The organism is Marinoscillum sp. HNIBRBA16962, assembly GCF_057801515.1.
Genome location: NZ_CM173603.1, coordinates 2,329,905 through 2,347,446, shown reverse-complemented (window position 1 = coordinate 2,347,446; position 17,542 = coordinate 2,329,905). Strand labels below are relative to the sequence as shown.

General features: G+C 40.2%; 12 protein-coding genes. 1 reads left to right on the top strand and 11 read right to left on the bottom strand.

Annotated elements, in window-relative coordinates:
• Positions 1-230: 230 nt before the first annotated feature.
• From AC3E9V_RS10100 to AC3E9V_RS10070, 7 genes are all read right to left on the bottom strand, one after another.
• Positions 231-758: a hypothetical protein gene (locus AC3E9V_RS10100; protein WP_488753070.1), complete on the bottom strand. Its 528-nt coding sequence runs from the start codon at positions 756-758 to the stop codon at positions 231-233.
• A 12-nt stretch (positions 759-770) separates the two neighbouring features.
• Positions 771-1,838, bottom strand: coding sequence for an RHS repeat domain-containing protein (locus AC3E9V_RS10095; RefSeq protein ID WP_488753069.1), 1,068 nt, complete (start codon positions 1,836-1,838; stop codon positions 771-773).
• Positions 1,839-1,912: 74 nt separating this feature from the next.
• On the bottom strand, positions 1,913-2,095 hold the full coding sequence (locus tag AC3E9V_RS10090; protein ID WP_488753068.1) for a hypothetical protein: 183 nt from the start codon (positions 2,093-2,095) through the stop codon (positions 1,913-1,915).
• An 872-nt stretch (positions 2,096-2,967) separates the two neighbouring features.
• On the bottom strand, positions 2,968-4,569 hold the full coding sequence (locus AC3E9V_RS10085) for an RHS repeat-associated core domain-containing protein (protein ID WP_488753067.1): 1,602 nt from the start codon (positions 4,567-4,569) through the stop codon (positions 2,968-2,970).
• A 656-nt stretch (positions 4,570-5,225) separates the two neighbouring features.
• Entirely contained in the window at positions 5,226-5,561 is a 336-nt protein-coding gene (locus tag AC3E9V_RS10080; protein ID WP_488753066.1) for a hypothetical protein, read from the bottom strand.
• Positions 5,562-5,564: 3 nt separating this feature from the next.
• Positions 5,565-6,323: an RHS repeat-associated core domain-containing protein gene (locus tag AC3E9V_RS10075; protein ID WP_488753065.1), complete on the bottom strand. Its 759-nt coding sequence runs from the start codon at positions 6,321-6,323 to the stop codon at positions 5,565-5,567.
• Positions 6,324-6,342: 19 nt separating this feature from the next.
• Complete coding sequence (locus tag AC3E9V_RS10070) at positions 6,343-6,846, bottom strand: hypothetical protein (RefSeq protein WP_488753064.1); 504 nt, start codon at positions 6,844-6,846, stop codon at positions 6,343-6,345.
• Positions 6,847-7,003: 157 nt separating this feature from the next.
• Here AC3E9V_RS10070 and AC3E9V_RS10065 point away from each other — a divergent pair, with 157 nt between their 5' ends.
• Positions 7,004-7,312 carry an integrase core domain-containing protein gene (locus AC3E9V_RS10065; RefSeq protein WP_488753063.1) on the top strand — a complete coding sequence of 103 codons (309 nt, stop codon included), beginning with the start codon at positions 7,004-7,006 and terminating at the stop codon, positions 7,310-7,312.
• Positions 7,313-7,528: 216 nt separating this feature from the next.
• Here AC3E9V_RS10065 and AC3E9V_RS10060 read toward each other — a convergent pair whose 3' ends face one another.
• From AC3E9V_RS10060 to AC3E9V_RS10045, 4 genes are all read right to left on the bottom strand, one after another.
• Positions 7,529-8,728, bottom strand: a complete 1,200-nt coding sequence (locus tag AC3E9V_RS10060; protein WP_488753062.1) for a hypothetical protein — start codon at positions 8,726-8,728, stop codon at positions 7,529-7,531.
• Positions 8,725-12,327, bottom strand: a complete 3,603-nt coding sequence (locus AC3E9V_RS10055; RefSeq protein ID WP_488753061.1) for a PKD domain-containing protein — start codon at positions 12,325-12,327, stop codon at positions 8,725-8,727. Before AC3E9V_RS10055 ends, AC3E9V_RS10060 begins: the two co-directional genes overlap by 4 nt.
• A gap of 147 nt (positions 12,328-12,474) precedes the next feature.
• The gene (locus AC3E9V_RS10050; protein ID WP_488753060.1) at positions 12,475-13,017 is read right to left on the bottom strand and encodes a hypothetical protein; all 543 of its coding nucleotides are present in this window, start codon (positions 13,015-13,017) and stop codon (positions 12,475-12,477) included.
• The gene (locus AC3E9V_RS10045) at positions 13,007-17,533 is read right to left on the bottom strand and encodes a DUF6443 domain-containing protein (protein ID WP_488753059.1); all 4,527 of its coding nucleotides are present in this window, start codon (positions 17,531-17,533) and stop codon (positions 13,007-13,009) included. The genes AC3E9V_RS10050 and AC3E9V_RS10045 overlap by 11 nt, the downstream gene beginning before the upstream one ends.
• Positions 17,534-17,542: the final 9 nt, after the last annotated feature.

Sequence of the window (17,542 nt, the reverse complement as noted above, 5' to 3'; positions counted from 1 at the left end):
CCACCATCTACTACCTGCGGAGTTTCATCATCATTATATTTAGCATAAGCTTCCAGATTTATTATATCTCCTGCTCTTACACGAAGTGTAATGGTTGGTCCTGCCGGGTTTCCGGGGTGGGTATAGGCACTGTTTTCCCACTATAACTATTGGCCGCTTTCGGCTTGCTTCAGAGGCACCGGCGACACGGTGGCTCTAGCATGGAGAATCATTGATATGACTATTAACATTTACCCGTTCCATACTGGAAAGTAATTTTCAATCTGCCATTTATCCTCTTCATTGTTTAAAAAGATTATATAACCTTTACTGCAGTTATTTCCACAGTAAACCCCAATGTAAAAGCAGGCTAGTGTATTATGTTCATTTAAAACGGTTTTTGTCAAACTTATTGTTCCGAAGAAATTAGGTTTATCCTTGTAAATACTTATAGAATCTGATGGCAGAATAGAAAATGTTCCACCCTTTATTGACCTCAGGCTAATTTGTTGAGTAGCAACTTCTTCCAGTTTTTCTATTAAACCAAAATAGTCAGAGCTTTTTGTGTTTGATGCGAGTATTTTTTTTATAACATAATATTTCATGCTGTCTTGCTGATTTTCGTAGTGAATAAGAACTTTATTAGCCATGTCATAGTCCGAGTAGAGTGAGTCCACTACTTCGTAAATAAAATCATCAACAAAAAAATCATTTTGAACATCTCTCGTGGGAGTACAAGCAAACAAAAAAAGTAGGATAAGGTATATTAATCTTTTCATTTGATGATTTTATTATTTCCCATCTCTTGATGGCAACTGCATATTGTCAAAAAAAACAGTGTCAGGGTATTTCAAATAACTAGGTATGTAGAATGTATCAGGATCAAAAACATTGGGCTGCCTTTCTTTCATCTGAATGAACATTAACTTGGTATCCCCTCCATGATATTTTTCAAAAATCTCTTTCATTATCTCAGCAATCTTTGCAACGTTTTCTGCACTCAAATTAATATCTTTAAGCCTATCACTTGTATTTCTTTGTATTTTTCTTCTCCCAGAAGATTCCACCCGACCTCTGGAGGAGGGATCACTCTTTGAAAGCATTCCCATTATGCTCGTGAGAAAATTCCAATCTTCATAAGATATGGTAACTATTTCCATTCCAGGAGAGGCAGGACTTCCTAAAAAATCATCCGCACCACGTCCCATAATCATAAAGCCCAAATTTCCGCTAAGCATATCTGATAAATCATCCCAAACAGCACCAATACCTGGCGTAACAATAAAATTCTCATCATGATTATATGCAGCAGCATGATACTCCGATAAACCTGCCTCATAAGCTGCTTGCCAGCAAGGATAATCATCATCAGCACATCCTCCATCAGGATCAACTACAGCAGTAGGACGATTACCCATTGCCATGTATGGACTATAGTATTGATGATACGGATCAGGAGCCAGCCACCGACCAATGATCGGATCATACATCCTAAGCTCAAAAGCGTTCCAGCCTGTAGTGGAATCAGCTTCCGCATATTGTCCCTGATATCCATGCCTATACTTCTCTTGCTGTGTCTGATCCGGATTCTGCCACATCTTTGCTACAGCGCCAAAAGGATAGTAATCGGTTTTTCTTATCGCTCTGGTTCCCAACACCTGCACGGTAAAATCATCAAAGAACACATCTAAATTACTCTCACCTGCCTTGCCGGCAGGCAGGTTTACCACGTAAGCATAAAGATAACCATCAAATTTTACTTCATCTGACCTTAACAGGTACTTCCAGCCATTCTCATCTATCCCTTTATCTACAGGAATATATCCATCCCCTTTTATAGTAAACGACTCGTCAAACAAAATATACTGTAGATAGGCTTTTGGTTTACCCTCGGAGGGTGTAGCTGCAGCTATTAATCTCGCAATATTAGTGCTTACAGCACCTGTAAGAGCTCCCCTTCCACTCCCACTACCGCGTCATTTACACTATTGGTCAATGCTTCTGCAAGGCCACCATCTACTACCTGCGGAGGTCGGTCAGCTCGTAGATGTACTTGTAGTGACCGGGTTCCTATAGATGGGTAGCTCGGTCTAGAGTAACGGTGCACTCGTTGCAAACGAGCGCTAGCTTGGGGAGATTATCATCACAAAAAGTATTAAAAACCGGTTCATTTTTTTATAGTTCTTATATTATATTAAGGTTAGATCAAGAGGTGGAACTTAAATAAAGAAAAAGCCAACCCAATGCAAACAGAAGGATATAAGTGGGGCCTTCAAGTTTCCAAAATTTAATTCTAAACTTATTCAGACTCCTGTATTTATCAACCTGTTCCAGATAGCAAGGATTAATAAGAAACTTATTGTGAACAATATTTCGGCCGCTAAGCTGTTTCATGGTAGGGCTAAACTTTTTAAGTGTTATGGATTGCATTTCTTCCGTTGTTTTAGCATGTTTCAATTGATTATTTAGATAATGCAATCTTTGGAGGCATCTCGCCATTGGCCAAGTATAATAAAAAGAATATCTAAAAATAAAACTACCCAAAGACAACACCATAATGAAAGATGATATTGATTTGATATCCAACATTTTTATTTGGTAATTTGATTGGAAATTGCAATTCCCCAAAAGGTTTCAATCTCGTACCCTGCCAAAGGACCGGCTGAATTAGATCTGTCTGCAGCCGCGCCGACTACAAACAGAAAATTAGTACTATTGAAATCAAATAGAGAATTGAAGTTAGATTCAGAGTTAGTTCATTCTTACCCTTTTTACCTTTTAAAATAAAAGCAGGCATTAAAAGCTTTAAAAACAAAGCTGTCATCTCTATGGCATTTTCCGGTTGTCTCGCATATTCACTTATTTGAAAATGAATTAGTGTTGGATACTGTCTTAAATTTTTGTCATTTAGCTGCAAAATTTTCCAGTGAAAATGAATTTTAACAATCAAAATCACAATCAAAAAGAAAAATAGAGAATACAAATCCATTATTGAGTAATAATTTTTACACCTAGAAAATAACTACCTTTTACTCCTAAAATTTGCCCGAACCCAACATCCTCCTGTGAACCAACACTCAAAACGGATCCGTTTTGCTCAGTCTTCATTTCGAAAAATGGTGCTCCAACGCCAACTTGCATATCATGATACTGCAAGTGTTGATTGTTCATTTGACCTTGAGCCTTAAATTTCAAATCGACAATTGGTCCTCCTTCGCCTAACGGAAACTCTGCTGTTGCTCCAGTTTTTACTTTCCAGTAATCTCTATCTCTAAAATCTGATTGAATTTTCCCATGATTTAGAGCTCCCGAAAATAAGCCATATGACCCTTCATATCCGTATTCTGCTAACTCAACACTCAATATATCAATTTTACCCCCAGTAAAACCAAAATCGTTATAAAGAAGGGCTCCTGCATTTAACGTTCCCCGAACTTTCCCGCTAACCTGAATATCAAAACCTGGATTGAAAGACCTTTGATAACCAATCCCTCCTTCAACGGAAAACTTTTTACCAACAAACCATTGCTGACGATCTTCAGCCCACTCAACATCCCCACCACTAAAAAAAGCGTGTATTTGAGCCATCCATTTCATAGCATATGCCCCATCCGGGTCAATCGAAATTGTCGGCCTGTTCCCCATCCCTAAATAAGGGCTGGCATACTGTCGCAAGGGATCATCTGAAAGCCACCTACCAATAATCGGATCGTACATCCTCAGTTCAAAACTGTTCCAACCCGTTGTAGTATCCATCTCTGCAAACTGTCCTTGATATCCGTGACGATACTTTTCCTGCTGCGTCTGATCAGGGTTGTTCCACTGTTTCGCTAATGCGCCAAAAGGATAGTAATCGGTTTTTCTTATCGCTCTGGTGCCTAGCACCTGCACGGTAAAGTCGTCAAAGAACACATCTAAATTACTCTCACCTGCCTTGCCGGCAGGCAGGTTTACCACGTAAGCATAAAGATAACCATCAAATTTTACTTCATCAGATCTTAACAGGTACTTCCAGCCATTCTCATCTATCCCTTTATCTACAGGAATATACCCGTCTCCCTTTACGGTAAACGACGACTCATCAAACAAAATATATTGCAGGTAGGCTTTTGGTTTACCCTTAGAGGGTGTAGCTGCTGCAAGCAAATCAGCAATATTGGTACTAACAGCGCCAGTAAGAGCTCCTCCTTCCACTCCCACTACCGCGTCATTGACACTATTGGTCAATGCTTCCGCAAGACTGCCATCTACCACCTGAGGGGTCTCCGTATCATCATATTTAGCATATACTTCCAGGTTGATTTCATCTCCTGCTTTTACACGGAGTGTAATGGTTGGTCCTGCCGGGTTTCCGGGGTGGGTATAGGCCATACGGATACCGCTATGGCTATTGGACATATCTTTGTGTCTGCTGGCCTCCAGGTTATCAAAATACTGGGCCTCATACTCATCAATGCCATTCGGGTCATCATCCTTTTCCATACTGGCGGTAGCCTGTAAGCCCAGCTTCGTTACCAAAGCCCTTACGCTGCCTAAATGATCAGTCAACTCATAGATGTATTTGTAGTGGTCGGGGTTTTTAAAGGCCATGCCCAGCTTGTACAAAGGTATGCCTACGGCGCTGGCTCCATAGATGAGTAGCTCGGTCTAGAGTAGCGGTGCTCTCGTGCAAACGAGCACTAGCTGGGTGCCCTGGCACCATGTTTAATAGAAAATCAGTACTTTTGCTAAAAGGCAATAAATGATATTAAATTATTCAAGTGACCTTTTCTTTGAAAAGATGAAAAGTCTTACAAAGCCAATCAACCCAAACATTTATTCTAGTCCTTTAATGTTTTTATTCATAGAAAGTGATTACTATAAACCATTTGTCGGAATTATAAAGTCATCAAATTTCATGATAACCAAAAACACTAAATTCTTTCCTTTTTTATATAGTAGCTTTAAAAGGTCAAATAACAAGAGAAGGAAGTAGTACAAAGATAGAGCTAAAACAAAAAATTCTATTATTTCCCGCTCTTCTTTATTCCTTTATAACGCTATTACTATTAATATTAGCCATCTTGGCTTAGATTAACACAAGAGAGCTTGAATTCATCCTCATCTTTTTTATTCCCAGTTCACTTGTATTATTAATAGCTACCTTAGTATTTAAAACCCAAAGTTTTAAACTAAAAAAACTTTTCCTTGAGAAGGTTTCGAAGTTAACTTAATCTGCAAGTTTTTTTTGAAAAATAATTCAAATTCTAAGGACATCCATCCCGACTCATATCAAACTTCATAGTATTATTTGATTTATTTTTCACCATAACAATGAGGCTACCGGATTCCTTAAAAATTGAATCACCTATTTCGACGTATTCCCAAATGGAGCTTTTACTTCCTGGCATCAGGAAAATATTATCAAGCGAGGAAGCAGAATTATCGAATAAGATTGCTTTTTCATTCTTATTCCATTCATGCTTTCTTTTCTCAGTTACTATCCCTTTGATCTCACTATTCTTGAGATTATTAAAGTAATCACAATAGTCACATGAAGTAAATAAAAGTATTACAGTTAAAGTTTTTATTATGTTTTTCATTTTTTATCTAAAGATTTCAGATAAATTAATAGTATAGCCTATTGCAGCATGTCCAGCAGTAGCACCCATCCCAATACCATACTGGGTAGCTCGAGCCGAATTATATGGAATATAAGGAGCTGCTGGATTAGGCGCAATTGAATATGCTTGTGTGCCTGAAACCATCCCTGTTCCTAACCCGAAGTGAACATTCAATCCGGTAATGTGATCAGAGGTCAGAGGTCCATTAACTACAGGTCTATAAGTTATAGCATGGCCTTCAAGACTTATATCCAAACCAACTCCATAACTGCCTGTAAGGTATAAGTCATTATTACCATCAGCTGTTTGAATCCTATCAAATGAAAATGAGACCCCACCAAAAGGAGTAAACCCATTTAATCCAACACCACTCCCATTGGACCTTGAGAGGTTTCTTTCATAATATCCATCCCACCGGATCATCTGACCTCTTGTGTTGAGGAAGGGGTCATTAACAAAAGCGCGTTCAAGTGGACTAATAGATGACATAAATCTAAGGTCTTCCCAGGATCCTTTTTTAATTGGTGATGCCGTTATTGTGACAGCCTCTAAATCGTGACCCTGATAACAAGGATCACCATCAGTACATCCTCCATCCGGATCAACCATATAGGTAGGTGCATTTCCCATTCCCACGTAACTCGAAGCATACTGCCTCATCGGATCCACCTGCAGCCACCTACCAATAATCGGATCATACATCCTCAGTTCAAAAGAATTCCATCCGGTAGTCGTATCCATCTCAGCAAACTGCCTCTGCCTACGTACACTTCGGCAGACAAGCCTGATATCCGTGACGATACTTTTCCTGCTGCGTCTGATCCGGATTGTTCCACTGTTTCGCTAAGGCGCCAAAAGGATAGTAATCGGTTTTTCTTATCGCTCTGGTGCCTAGCACCTGCACGGTAAAATCATCAAAGAATACATCTAAATTACTCTCGCCTGCCTTGCCGGTAGGCAGGTTAACTACGTAAGCATAAAGATAACCATCAAATTTTACTTCATCTGATCTTAACAGGTACTTCCAGCCCTTATCATCTATCCCCTTGTCTACAGGAATATATCCGTCTCCCTTTACGGTTAACGAATCGTCAAATAAAATATACTGCAGATAGGCTTTTGGTTTACCCTCGGAGGGTGTAGCTGCAGCTATTAATCTCGCAATATTAGTGCTTACAGCACCTGTAAGAGCTCCCCCTTCCACTCCCACTACTGCGTCATTTACACTATTGGTCAATGCTTCCGCAAGACTGCCATCTACCACCTGAGGGGTCTCCGTATCATCATATTTAGCATATACTTCCAGGTTGATTACAAATCCGGAACAAAGGACTCATCTGTTTTCTGAACGATTAGTTTCATGGTCCATTCTTCTTATCATTGCACTTTCAAGATCAAACCAATTCATTTTTTATTTTTCAATGCGGTCTTACCACACCCTGCTCAAGGAAGCTATCCGGCTAGATAAATGTCCTCAAACTATCATTCAGCACTTCAGAAAACGAATTGAAAACTTCTCAAATCTCCAAAAAGAGGTGGATAGTTTCTTTGATGAGTACAATACCGAAAGACCTCACTATGCCTTGCATGGGTTCACACCAGATGAAATTTACGAAGGTCAGCCATTGGTCAACAACCCTCACCAACAGCAGATCAGGGAGGCTATGCAGAAAAGAATAGCCAGTAACCAACAAAACTATTGCCAGCTGTGCAGTGATCCGGTTGCGTAACTTAGTCATGCCATGACTTCTCCTAACCACTCTAAAATCACCGGTCCTTTTCGCGGAGTTTTGGCCATTCATGCATCAAAGAAAAACTTCCGCTAGTCATGGCATGACTTTGATATGAAAGTACCTGACATTCAGCTGATTCCCAATATTGGGAAAGAATTGGATATGAAAGACGAGGGTGTTGCCAGGCTGGAACCAGTTCTTTTATAAATCTCTTTACTTTCCAAACGGAAACCCTGTCACCCGATACCCTATTCGCATAATGAACGGTCTTGGATGTAGGTCATTATTCCTGTGATTGAAATCATACAGGAATGTGGCTGTTAGATCCAGGAATTTGAAAACTTTAAAAGAGCGACCTAAACCAAGCAAATACTCATGCTGCCAATCTGCTGATTTATTTGATTCAGTTACCAATGGAGCATTTTTCACAGTGGAATACTCTCCATAAACATAAAATCCTTTGAAAAAATCATAAGAAACAAACCCATTATAACCATGAGCATTTTCAGTTACACCCAAAACTGAGTCTTTTACAAAAAATGATTCTCTCCATCGAATTCCAGCACCTACCGTTAGCTTCTTATTTAATTTAAAACCTAACTGAATATCGGCATCCATAATCAAAGGGTCTGTTGATTGGATGGCTACATTCCCTCCCAGGTGGATCCTGTCTATGAGCGGTTTTCCCTTCAGCGAATTCCGCTTTATACCCTCTTCCGGCTTACTTAGATCAGGAATAGACACATATTTTTCCTTAAGCTTTGTAAGTTTTTTCTGAGCCTTTAGTAATTGATCTTCTTTTATATTACCCGCTAATTTCTCTACTGCATCCCTGGGATCCTGCTTCATCAAAGTGGGATCAACCGGAAGTCGATCTGCCGGGTTCGTAGTTGGATCAATGGGAACTTCATCCAGGTGGGCCTGCTTTATGCTATTAAAATCTCCACCCTCCAATCCCAGATCCTCCGGAAGATAGTCCCTGGCTATGATGTTATCTACCATAGGCTCCAGGTCCATGCTATCGAGTTTAGGGATCATAGAAGAATCCATTTTGGAAACCCTTTCATAAACCTGGGCGATTTCCTCATTTTTATTGTAGGTAGCCAGGGTATTCAGCGCCCACTCCAGTGAGTCTGCCCTACCGGAGGAATCCGGTAAATGACTGGTGATCAATGTAGAGTCATAAGGAACCTGATCAAGTGCTACATTTTCAAGACTGTCCCGGATATGTTTAGCCTGCCTGGCGCTATCTTTTTTCAAAAGCTTTTTATAGCGCTTGAGTTTCGTCTTTACGTCTTTGGCTTTAGCTACTTTTTGTTGGTGCTTAGGTGATAAGGAAGCCTTAAAAGTCACCTGGCCATTTACTGAAAAAGCCGCCAGGATCACAACCGCTATAGCCGCCAACCGCATCATTTCTCGCAATCAGGATGCCTATAAACAGTAAGCCCTACCAGCGGGGAGTAATAGGTATTTCCACAAGTATCCTTTACCGATAGCCTTATTTCATGATCTCCGAAAAAATTCAAGATTTCAGATGGTATTTGCACCATGGGATCATCTGTCCCAAAATCCTTCCAGATTGTAGAATTAGCACGTCTATGTTCCCATATAAATTCACTAATAGAGCCACAAATTGCTCCATCCGTTGATAAAACTCCCACATACCCTTTCTGAACAGGGCCAGTACAGCCCTCTCCTGAAAACTCTTCTGTGCATTGATCATATATAGTTCCATTCACACAAATTTCAGGAGAAAACGTTTCTGCATGGATTCCCAACCCACCACTCTTAATTAGCTCCTTACTTTCATACTCAGGGTTAATAAGGTTCACCTTAACCTGGTAGGTACCTGTCTGGTTATAGGTATGCTGAATTTTCTCATTAGTAGTCTCTTTTACCGTTCCGTCATCAAAATCCCATACGAATCGTGTTACTCCATAAAAGGGATGGTCATGCTTCACTTCAAAATTAAGTGACTCCCCCACGAGGTTAAGGCCGGTAACAGAAATCTGGCCGGAAAGGGTTTCATCCTGTCCACTGTAATGGTAACGATACCGTTCTATAATATTTCCATTATGGTCCCGGGCAAGCTTCAGCCGGTTATAAGGATCATATTCATAAGTAGTCTCTCGACCATTGGGGTCAGTGACTTTACTCACTCCAACCAACGGGATATGCTCATAAGTGGTAGTGAGTCCTTCAGTGGTTTCAGAGGTAACCAGGGAGTTATTGTAGCCGTAGGTATAGGTGGTAGTAATATCGTCCCGACCAGTAAATGCCCCAATGTTGCCGCTCAGGGTAGGCGTAAAACTCCCTGTCGGTTCATAATCACTATCCATCGTAAAGGTGTATGAAGGTGACGCTCCAACATTTACAGCAGTATGACTGGAAGCAGGGTTGCTAAGTGATAGTGTATAATTTTTGTATGGTGCAAGAAAATGTGTAAAGCTCTGAAAAGTTCTTAGTGTCCCACCTACTATTTTAAATGTACCTTCTTCGGATGGTTTGTAGTAGGTTAGCTCTTCAATTGGTGTAGACCAAATATGATTCTCACGCATATCCAGGTAGGCATATGACTCTACTCCTACCACATCTTCCTCGATAGGCGTGGTGATGTCGAATACGTAGCGATATGATGACTTAGTTTGAATGTTGCTTTGAAGGTTTTCAGTGATAGCATCAGATACAAAAGTAGGGCGGGATTCGTGGTATGTGTAATCAGTTCTGGTCACTAATGTTTCTCCTCCTTCGAAAGAAGTTTCTTCAACATAGTCCAGGAAAACAGGGGTATCAGAAATCTTAGAGCGAGCTATAATGAAAATATTGTCATCAATATTATAGAAAGCTCTCTCTGTAATAAAATTTGGTTCTTCACTAATGCTGTACCTATAATCTTTTATACTAATGATTTGTCCGTAAGAATCTTCAACTCCAGTATGCCTAATCATCGAATAAGATGGATTTACATAAGGATAAGAAATATACGGGCCCGAAATCTTCATTAATCCCTCACGAATATAAAACCAGCTCCAAAGCTCAACAGAGGTATCAAAGTCATCTAGATTCCAATTATCCAATGGTCTGACTTCTTTATCTAATGAACCATGACTTACAGGATTAAAAGTTACATAAGTAGCGTTTCCTGTTAAATTATTCTTTGTGGTAGCTACTCTGAAACCGTTGAAATTGTTGTAGTCAAAAATTGAATTGGGATCTGACAATACATATGTACTTTCACCTCCAGCTATATAATATACCGTGGACCGTTTTTGTGGTCCACCAAAGGAATAACTTGTTGAGGATACCAAATTTGATGATTCATCATATGTATTTACAGAATTGATAACTACTCCCGTAACACCCGAATGAGAATAGGTAAGCTTCTTCTTCCCACCAGTTGGATATTTTATTGTAGACAGCAAGTTAGCCTTAGCATAACCATTTGTTGATCGGTTGGACCCCGGAATGTTAACGTATGCATATTTTTCAATCCAGGCTGCTTCATCTGTTGAGCCACCAACCCAATCATCGTCAACAGATAAAATAACTGGTAAATCTTCATCATAAAGGTACCTTACTTTGGCAAATTTGGACTCTACGTCCTTGTTATAAAAACCTAAAAAATCTACCCGTTCAGATTTTTTTGATGGCAATTCCAAATGAGGAGATTCTTCATTTGTGTAAGTAAAGTCTCTAAAAAAAGCTCCATTTTTATCAATTGACTCAAGTTTTAACCTTTTGCATTCCTCCCAATTGGTACATGGCCCGTCAATGGGATTAGCATCAAAATACACATAGTGAAGGTCATACACCCAGACATCTTCAGCGTCAGTATTTCTAATAACAATCTTGTCCACCTTAGTAATTCCGGAAACATCTATTCTGCTACTATTGTCAAAGGTAGCCGTTCCCATTTTTGTGGATATTTCATCTAAATACGACGTATTTATGCTAACATCCGTATACACTTTCTTTTCTCCATAGCTTTGATCTAAAACCGGTTCTTTTAACGGATATGCCCTTTCCTCATGATCAGATGGGTAATGTAACGTGTACACAAAACCATCCTCAGCGAATAACCTTTTATTATAGTAAGGTTGTATCGGATCGTAATAGATAGTCGATGGATTCCTATTTATACTCTTCCTGAAGCATTGTGTACATTCTGCATCAAAATGTAAAGCATTATATCTATAAATATGATTATCAACAGTTTGGTCATATTTTTTAGTGGACGTATAAGTGCTACTAACCAGATCTTGAGCATTCTTTTTGTAAGTAAGTGTTACCTTGTCTGATGCCGGGAAATTCGGATAAATTATTTCCTCCAGGTACCACGTAGAAATATAACTCCAATTCTGATTGGCTTTTGGGGACTCGCCTTCATCATATGTTTGGACATTTGTGGTCTCTCTTGCAGTGCTTTTCTTTCCAAAAATGTACTTAACACCGTTAGTACTCGTCAGCTCCCAATAAGAATCGTTTACACTGGTGTAATAAAACCGAATCCTCCAGTCTGTATAGGGTAGACCATTAAAGTCAGAATTAACCGCGCTGGTCATAGTATTTGCACCATTTATAAAGCGACCACTTCCGCCCGAACAGCTATAGTAAAATATATCTTTCTGGAAATCATAGCCCGTTTGTCCATCTATTTCCTTATCCTCAAGTATATCCGGATTAACAGTGTTTTGAAAAGTAGATTGCTCGTCAGGCTCATCTCGCATCACCCTGGTGATGGCGCCTCCGGCTACCATATTCCAGCCAAGCCCCACAGGCCCAGCTTCTTCATCGACTCTAATGGCCTTAGTTTGATATACCAACTGAATCGGAACAGTATGACCACCCCCTGCTGGTAAATTGAATATTGGTACTACTTCAGTTATAGCACCTTTATATAGATCCTCCTGGGTTCCGGCGATGGTCCCCATAGCAGCGGGAGAAGGCGTGACCTGGCCATACAGGCCATTTATTAAAAGTAAAAAAAGGTGTATGAGTAAATATTTTTTCATGATCGGTGATTTGTAAAAGAACCTATTCATAAGATTTTTAATCTTAAAAAAATAGAAGGCCCTATGATGAAGGATATTTAGATTTAAAATTCATGTTTTATCATTCTCGTATTTTTCGCAGGAGCTTCTTCGCTGTTGTGACAAGAATCATTTAACAAATTGATCAATTAGCTCAGGTCTCATTCTTTGAAGATATTTTCGCGCAATTTCCACAGGTAAGTAGTATTCCTCCTCAATAGCATCTAAAGAGTCTTTGTTATCAAAATAAAAATCAAGATCACTAGGGCTATAAAACCCCTCGCTATACAAAAAAGTATAATATCCCTTGAGAAAATATATACTATCCGAATTTATACTATGAACATAATAAAAAGCAGTATCCCAATCATTCAACCTTATATGATGCAAGACAGAATCATTGATGAATTTAACATTGAAGTTGTATAGGCGATAGTCAGTTTTTTCCAAAAAATATCTGGCAGAAAAGATAGTGTCATCATTTTTCTTTTCAATAAAATTTTCAGCTCCAAACTGATCAGTTATAGATTTCTTTAAAACCCATCCATTCGGGTTGAAGTAGCTATACTTAGCTGATAGCTTGTCCAAATCTTGCTCAAAAGAACTTTTTTCTTTACATGAGACCATGGAAGCAACTACTATAAGTAAACAAAATAAAAATTTAGTTTCCATACACAAACCTATAAGCCTTTAACAAACTTTCTTTACTTCCAAATTGCAATGTAATTCTACTAGTTCTACTATTACCGGTTACCACATTTAAAGACCAAAATGAATTTCCTTTATAAGTTGCGGTTCTATATTCTACATCATCATACCACTCATTAAAGCCTCTAACTGAAGGCCTTACAATCCATGAAACTCTTTCATCAAATAGAACTCCTGCACCCTGCCAACTTCCATTATTAAACCCACCTATTAAGTCGCTTCTATTACCATTCCAATTATATCCACCTTGCGCTCCGTAAAGAACATCTCTAGCTTTCAATGCTTCGGACCCATTCCGAACTTCATACATTACTTGAAGAAGATTTCTTAGAATATAATCTTGGTCACTACTGTTCAAGTTAACATGATTATACTGCTTCTTACCATTAACTTCTGGATCAACGAATACATCATTCAACCCATCACAACACTCCCCATTCTGTCCTCCCAATGCCAACAAAGCCTGATCAACATCATCAGGAGTCCATACCGCATCTCCTGTACTGAGTGTACCACCAAATACGGAATTTGGATTTGGAATACCCGGCAAATGCATAGATCCTGCTAAGGAATAATAAGCTTCTTCATTTGCATTAAAATAAGAATACCCACCCGTATATATGCTATACTCCTGATTGATCGGTTGGCCATTTATATTAATAGCACCCGGGTAATTGTATAAATACGAGTTGCCAGCTGTAAAACCTCTGCTATTGAATGACTGTTTGAAATCACCTCCATTAAGAGCATCCACCCCACTCTGTGCAGCATTTTTACCTACGTTGATGCCAAAGTCTATTATCAGTCCAGCCAGCCAATTCCCTATTGGTCCAAATATTGCTCCATCAGGATCAATTCCATAATGCGGCATGTTCCCCATACCTGTATAAGGCGATGCAAACTGACCCGCCGGGTCGGCTGAAGTAAAACGTCCTAGATAGGGATCATAGGATCGTTTCAGGAAATCATACTGCTGGATCAGGCTGTCATAATGTGCAAAGGAGGATTGGTATCTAAGGCCTGGATCTAAATACCCATCTTCTTTCCAGCTGGTAGCCATGGCAGCTCCGAAGGGGTAGTAGTCATTTACCTGGGTGACTCTGTAGGAAGTCTCAGGTGACTCATGTATAATTTCTATATCATCAAAGAATACACTGTATCCGTTATCCTGCTCATTAGCCAGATAAACATATAGGGTTCCTTCCTGGTCAAAATGCTGTACTTCCGGGCTTTTCAGGAGGATGTACTGTCCCTCTGCATCCGACGAAACTCCCAAAAATCCGGATAAGGACTCCACCCACTCATGATCAGCATTAAAAAACAGGTAGTTCAGGTATGCGGAAGGCCCATTGGAGTTGCTGCTGTTTCCTGTGGTCAGTATCCCCGAAGTGCCTCTAATGGTGGAAGTTATACCTGCCTGTGTTGTTTCTCCTATTACACCTGTAGCAGCAGCAGAAAAAGCATCCAAAACCAAAGTTCCCAGGCTATTATCGGTCCAGGTAGGATCTACGGCCCAATACTCAGCCCAAACCTCAAAGCTTAAATCATCTCCCGGCTGTATGGGAATTACCTTTGCCGCTCCTATCACTTTGCCCCTTCCCCCGGTCAAATTATTGGACTTTGTACCACCATTTGTGTGATTGGTTTCGTCATAAGTGACGACCGTACCTTCCGGAACCGTAAAATCCGGCTCATCCACCCCCTCTTCAAAATCGCAGCGATATACCTTCCGCTCTGGAAGAATACCAAAGGCCACCCGATTATTTCCCTGGTGGTCCGTGATCATGTATTCATAATGAAAAGCGTCGTTCTGATAATAAGCCCGTCCATCGTCGGTGTAAATCTCATGAAGTTCATCATCCTCGTAGGTTACAGCTCCCACGTAATCTACTTTGCCCAGGATCTTCCCATCTTCATCTTGTAAAGTCTTACTCAGGCGGTTCCCCACTGCATCATAAGCATAGGTAAGAGTCTTTCCACCATAAAATGTCACTGATTCTATAAGCTGGAGATGGTTATAGGTTATGTCAATAATTTCTTTGTTTCCATCGGCAGCAAGATTCCCTTGTGTAGTATAGCTATATTCTCCATCTCCTAAAGGGAGGTCTTTAAAGCCGGAGTTACCATCCCCGGAATCAGCCACATTAGTAATGCGGTTTGTATTCGGCTCATAAGTAAATGCCAGGTCATCAAGTGGTGTGGCATTGCCTTTCGTTTTTCTGGTGATGGATTCAATGTTCCCGTTATCATCTGCATAGGAGATATCGACATTGTAGTGCTCATAATCATTATAAAAGCCAACTTCCGTACCTCCACCACCATACGTAGCATACCTGGCTTCCCTTAAGAAATTTAAATCGTTGTACCGGTACCCATAAATAGCTCGCTTAAAGCTACTCACCCCGCTATTGCTATTTTGCCACTCCATGCCTGCCATGGCCCCGTCATATCTCCCCGGGGTCAAAAACCCACCGATATTTAAATCATCAGTGTAGTGATATTTGGCTCCAAATAAGTCAGGTTTTGTCTCATTAGCTGTTCCATCATCTGATAAATCGGATTCATTGATGGTTTCCAGCCAGCCCCTGATATTGTACCTGTAATCCAGCGATTGTAAGAAAGTACTACCATTGTCGGTTGAGTGTAGATTTTTTTCAATCAGCTCTCCCAGCTCATTGTAGTTATAACTGGCGGCCAAAATCTGGGGTTGTTCGTTGATCTGGTTCCAAACCTCTTTCAGCCTGCTTCGGTCATCGTAGACAAATTCCTGCTCATAAGTGAGGTCACTTTCTTCAGTCCCGGAGTGGGTTAGTTTGGACTTTAGGGCATCTCCTGTGAAATTGTAAGCTGTAGATATACGATCATATCCTCCCAAGTGATTTTCGGAAACAATCTGAATGTCTCGTAAATACTCATCATAGTACACCACTGTACTCAACCACTTATTTGTACCAAGTACTTTTACTTTGCTTCCAGTGATTTGCCCAAGCACATCATCAGTTTTACTGATATTCAATCCATCAGCAGCGAATGTAAAGTCTATTCCTTCTAAGTCCCAGTTAGAGTACCCAGTAAAAGCATAATCATCATAGTAAGTAACTGTATAAACTTCATTGATACTTGTTGGCAACGTTTTGTTGGTAGTATATCCGTAGCTACTACTGGAATTACTGCGTACTTCATACCGGGTAGAGAATGTTTTATGGTTATCCCACCATTCTTCAGGAGTTGTATTTTTAGTTTTCTTTCCAGTCATAATCAGCCGGTTTAGCTTATCATATTTGTAAAAGGTCCAATCGTTGGATTCTCTTTGAGAAGCATCCTGGGTCATCACCAGCCGGTCCCACTTGTCATAGCAATGGTACACCCAGCCGGATCCGGGAGCTTTTTCTTTGATCAATCTTCCTCGCTTATCATAGATATAGGCAAAGGCCAGCTCTTCTATTTGCGTTACGGTTGGTTCTGCAACATCAGCCAGCACCGGAGTAAGGATAAACCTTTGCCTGCCAAAATCATCATAGATGTAATAAGTTGTAACCCAGCTTCCACCTTTCTTGGTTCGTTTAGCTACAGTCAAACCCCTGCTGTCAGTTATCGTTTGAGATACTGTCTGAGTTAATTGATCCTTATAAACTGTTGCCTGAGTAATTTGTAACTCACCCGTTCCATAGTATCGTACTCCTCGTCCCGCTTCTTTTTTTCTGGGTCTTTCAAGTTCTTTATCAGCATTTGTCACTATTTCCCATTCCGGCACCCTATTACCAACATCCAGCTCATCATATACCAGGTATTCGTATGTAACCCCCTTATCCTCGCTTTCATCCTGCCAGGCATCTCCTGCCCCTACCTTTTTTTTCACCCTCCTGCGTGGAGAATCTTCATAGACCGTTTTTGAATAGGGATTCGGGTCATTAACCCGGTCTGTGGCTCCATCCGTATAGAAAGCCAGCTGATCAGGGTCTACATCAGCTACAGCATCAGGCTGGTATCGTCCCGGCTCATCACCACTATCAAAAGTATATGCCATGTAGCTGGTATCCTGAAGGCCGGTAGTTTTATTGTATTTGTACGGCTGAATGATATCTCGATATGTCGGTGAAGATTTCATCTGAACAGCCTGTAGAGGTCGCCCCAAACCATCATAATAACTGAATGAGGTTACCTTATTTGAAAATTCAGAACTTGCAAAAGTATTCTCATCTGTAATAGGGCTTCTTGCCACCTCCTTGCGTACATAGTTCTTATCCAACGTGGGTGGAATATTATCATCACCGTGAGTGAGCATAACAGCTGTCCATTTACCGTCATTGGATGATATATGTTGAGCAGAGCCATCTGACTTACGTTTGACGGTCAATGAGTTTACTACCCGATAGCTCCTGTCAACCGTATAGTCTATGGTTTTGGTGGTAATTACTTCCTCTTTTGAGTAATCTATGTCATTTAATGGGGGTTTTTGTGCCCACATAAAACCTGACATAAAAAATAG

Excerpts from the sequence above, each read along its gene's own strand:
- AC3E9V_RS10055 (WP_488753061.1), bottom strand. The coding sequence starts at position 12,327 with ATGAAAAAATATTTACTCATACACCTTTTTTTACTTTTAATAAATGGC.
- AC3E9V_RS10085 (WP_488753067.1), bottom strand. The coding sequence starts at position 4,569 with ATGGCCTTTAAAAACCCCGACCACTACAAATACATCTATGAGTTGACT.
- AC3E9V_RS10075 (WP_488753065.1), bottom strand. The coding sequence starts at position 6,323 with ATGGATACGACTACCGGATGGAATTCTTTTGAACTGAGGATGTATGAT.
- AC3E9V_RS10060 (WP_488753062.1), bottom strand. The coding sequence starts at position 8,728 with ATGATGCGGTTGGCGGCTATAGCGGTTGTGATCCTGGCGGCTTTTTCA.
- AC3E9V_RS10050 (WP_488753060.1), bottom strand. The coding sequence starts at position 13,017 with ATGGAAACTAAATTTTTATTTTGTTTACTTATAGTAGTTGCTTCCATG.
- AC3E9V_RS10080 (WP_488753066.1), bottom strand. The coding sequence starts at position 5,561 with ATGAAAAACATAATAAAAACTTTAACTGTAATACTTTTATTTACTTCA.
- AC3E9V_RS10100 (WP_488753070.1), bottom strand. The coding sequence starts at position 758 with ATGAAAAGATTAATATACCTTATCCTACTTTTTTTGTTTGCTTGTACT.
- AC3E9V_RS10045 (WP_488753059.1), bottom strand. The coding sequence starts at position 17,533 with ATGTCAGGTTTTATGTGGGCACAAAAACCCCCATTAAATGACATAGAT.
- AC3E9V_RS10065 (WP_488753063.1), top strand. The coding sequence starts at position 7,004 with ATGCGGTCTTACCACACCCTGCTCAAGGAAGCTATCCGGCTAGATAAA.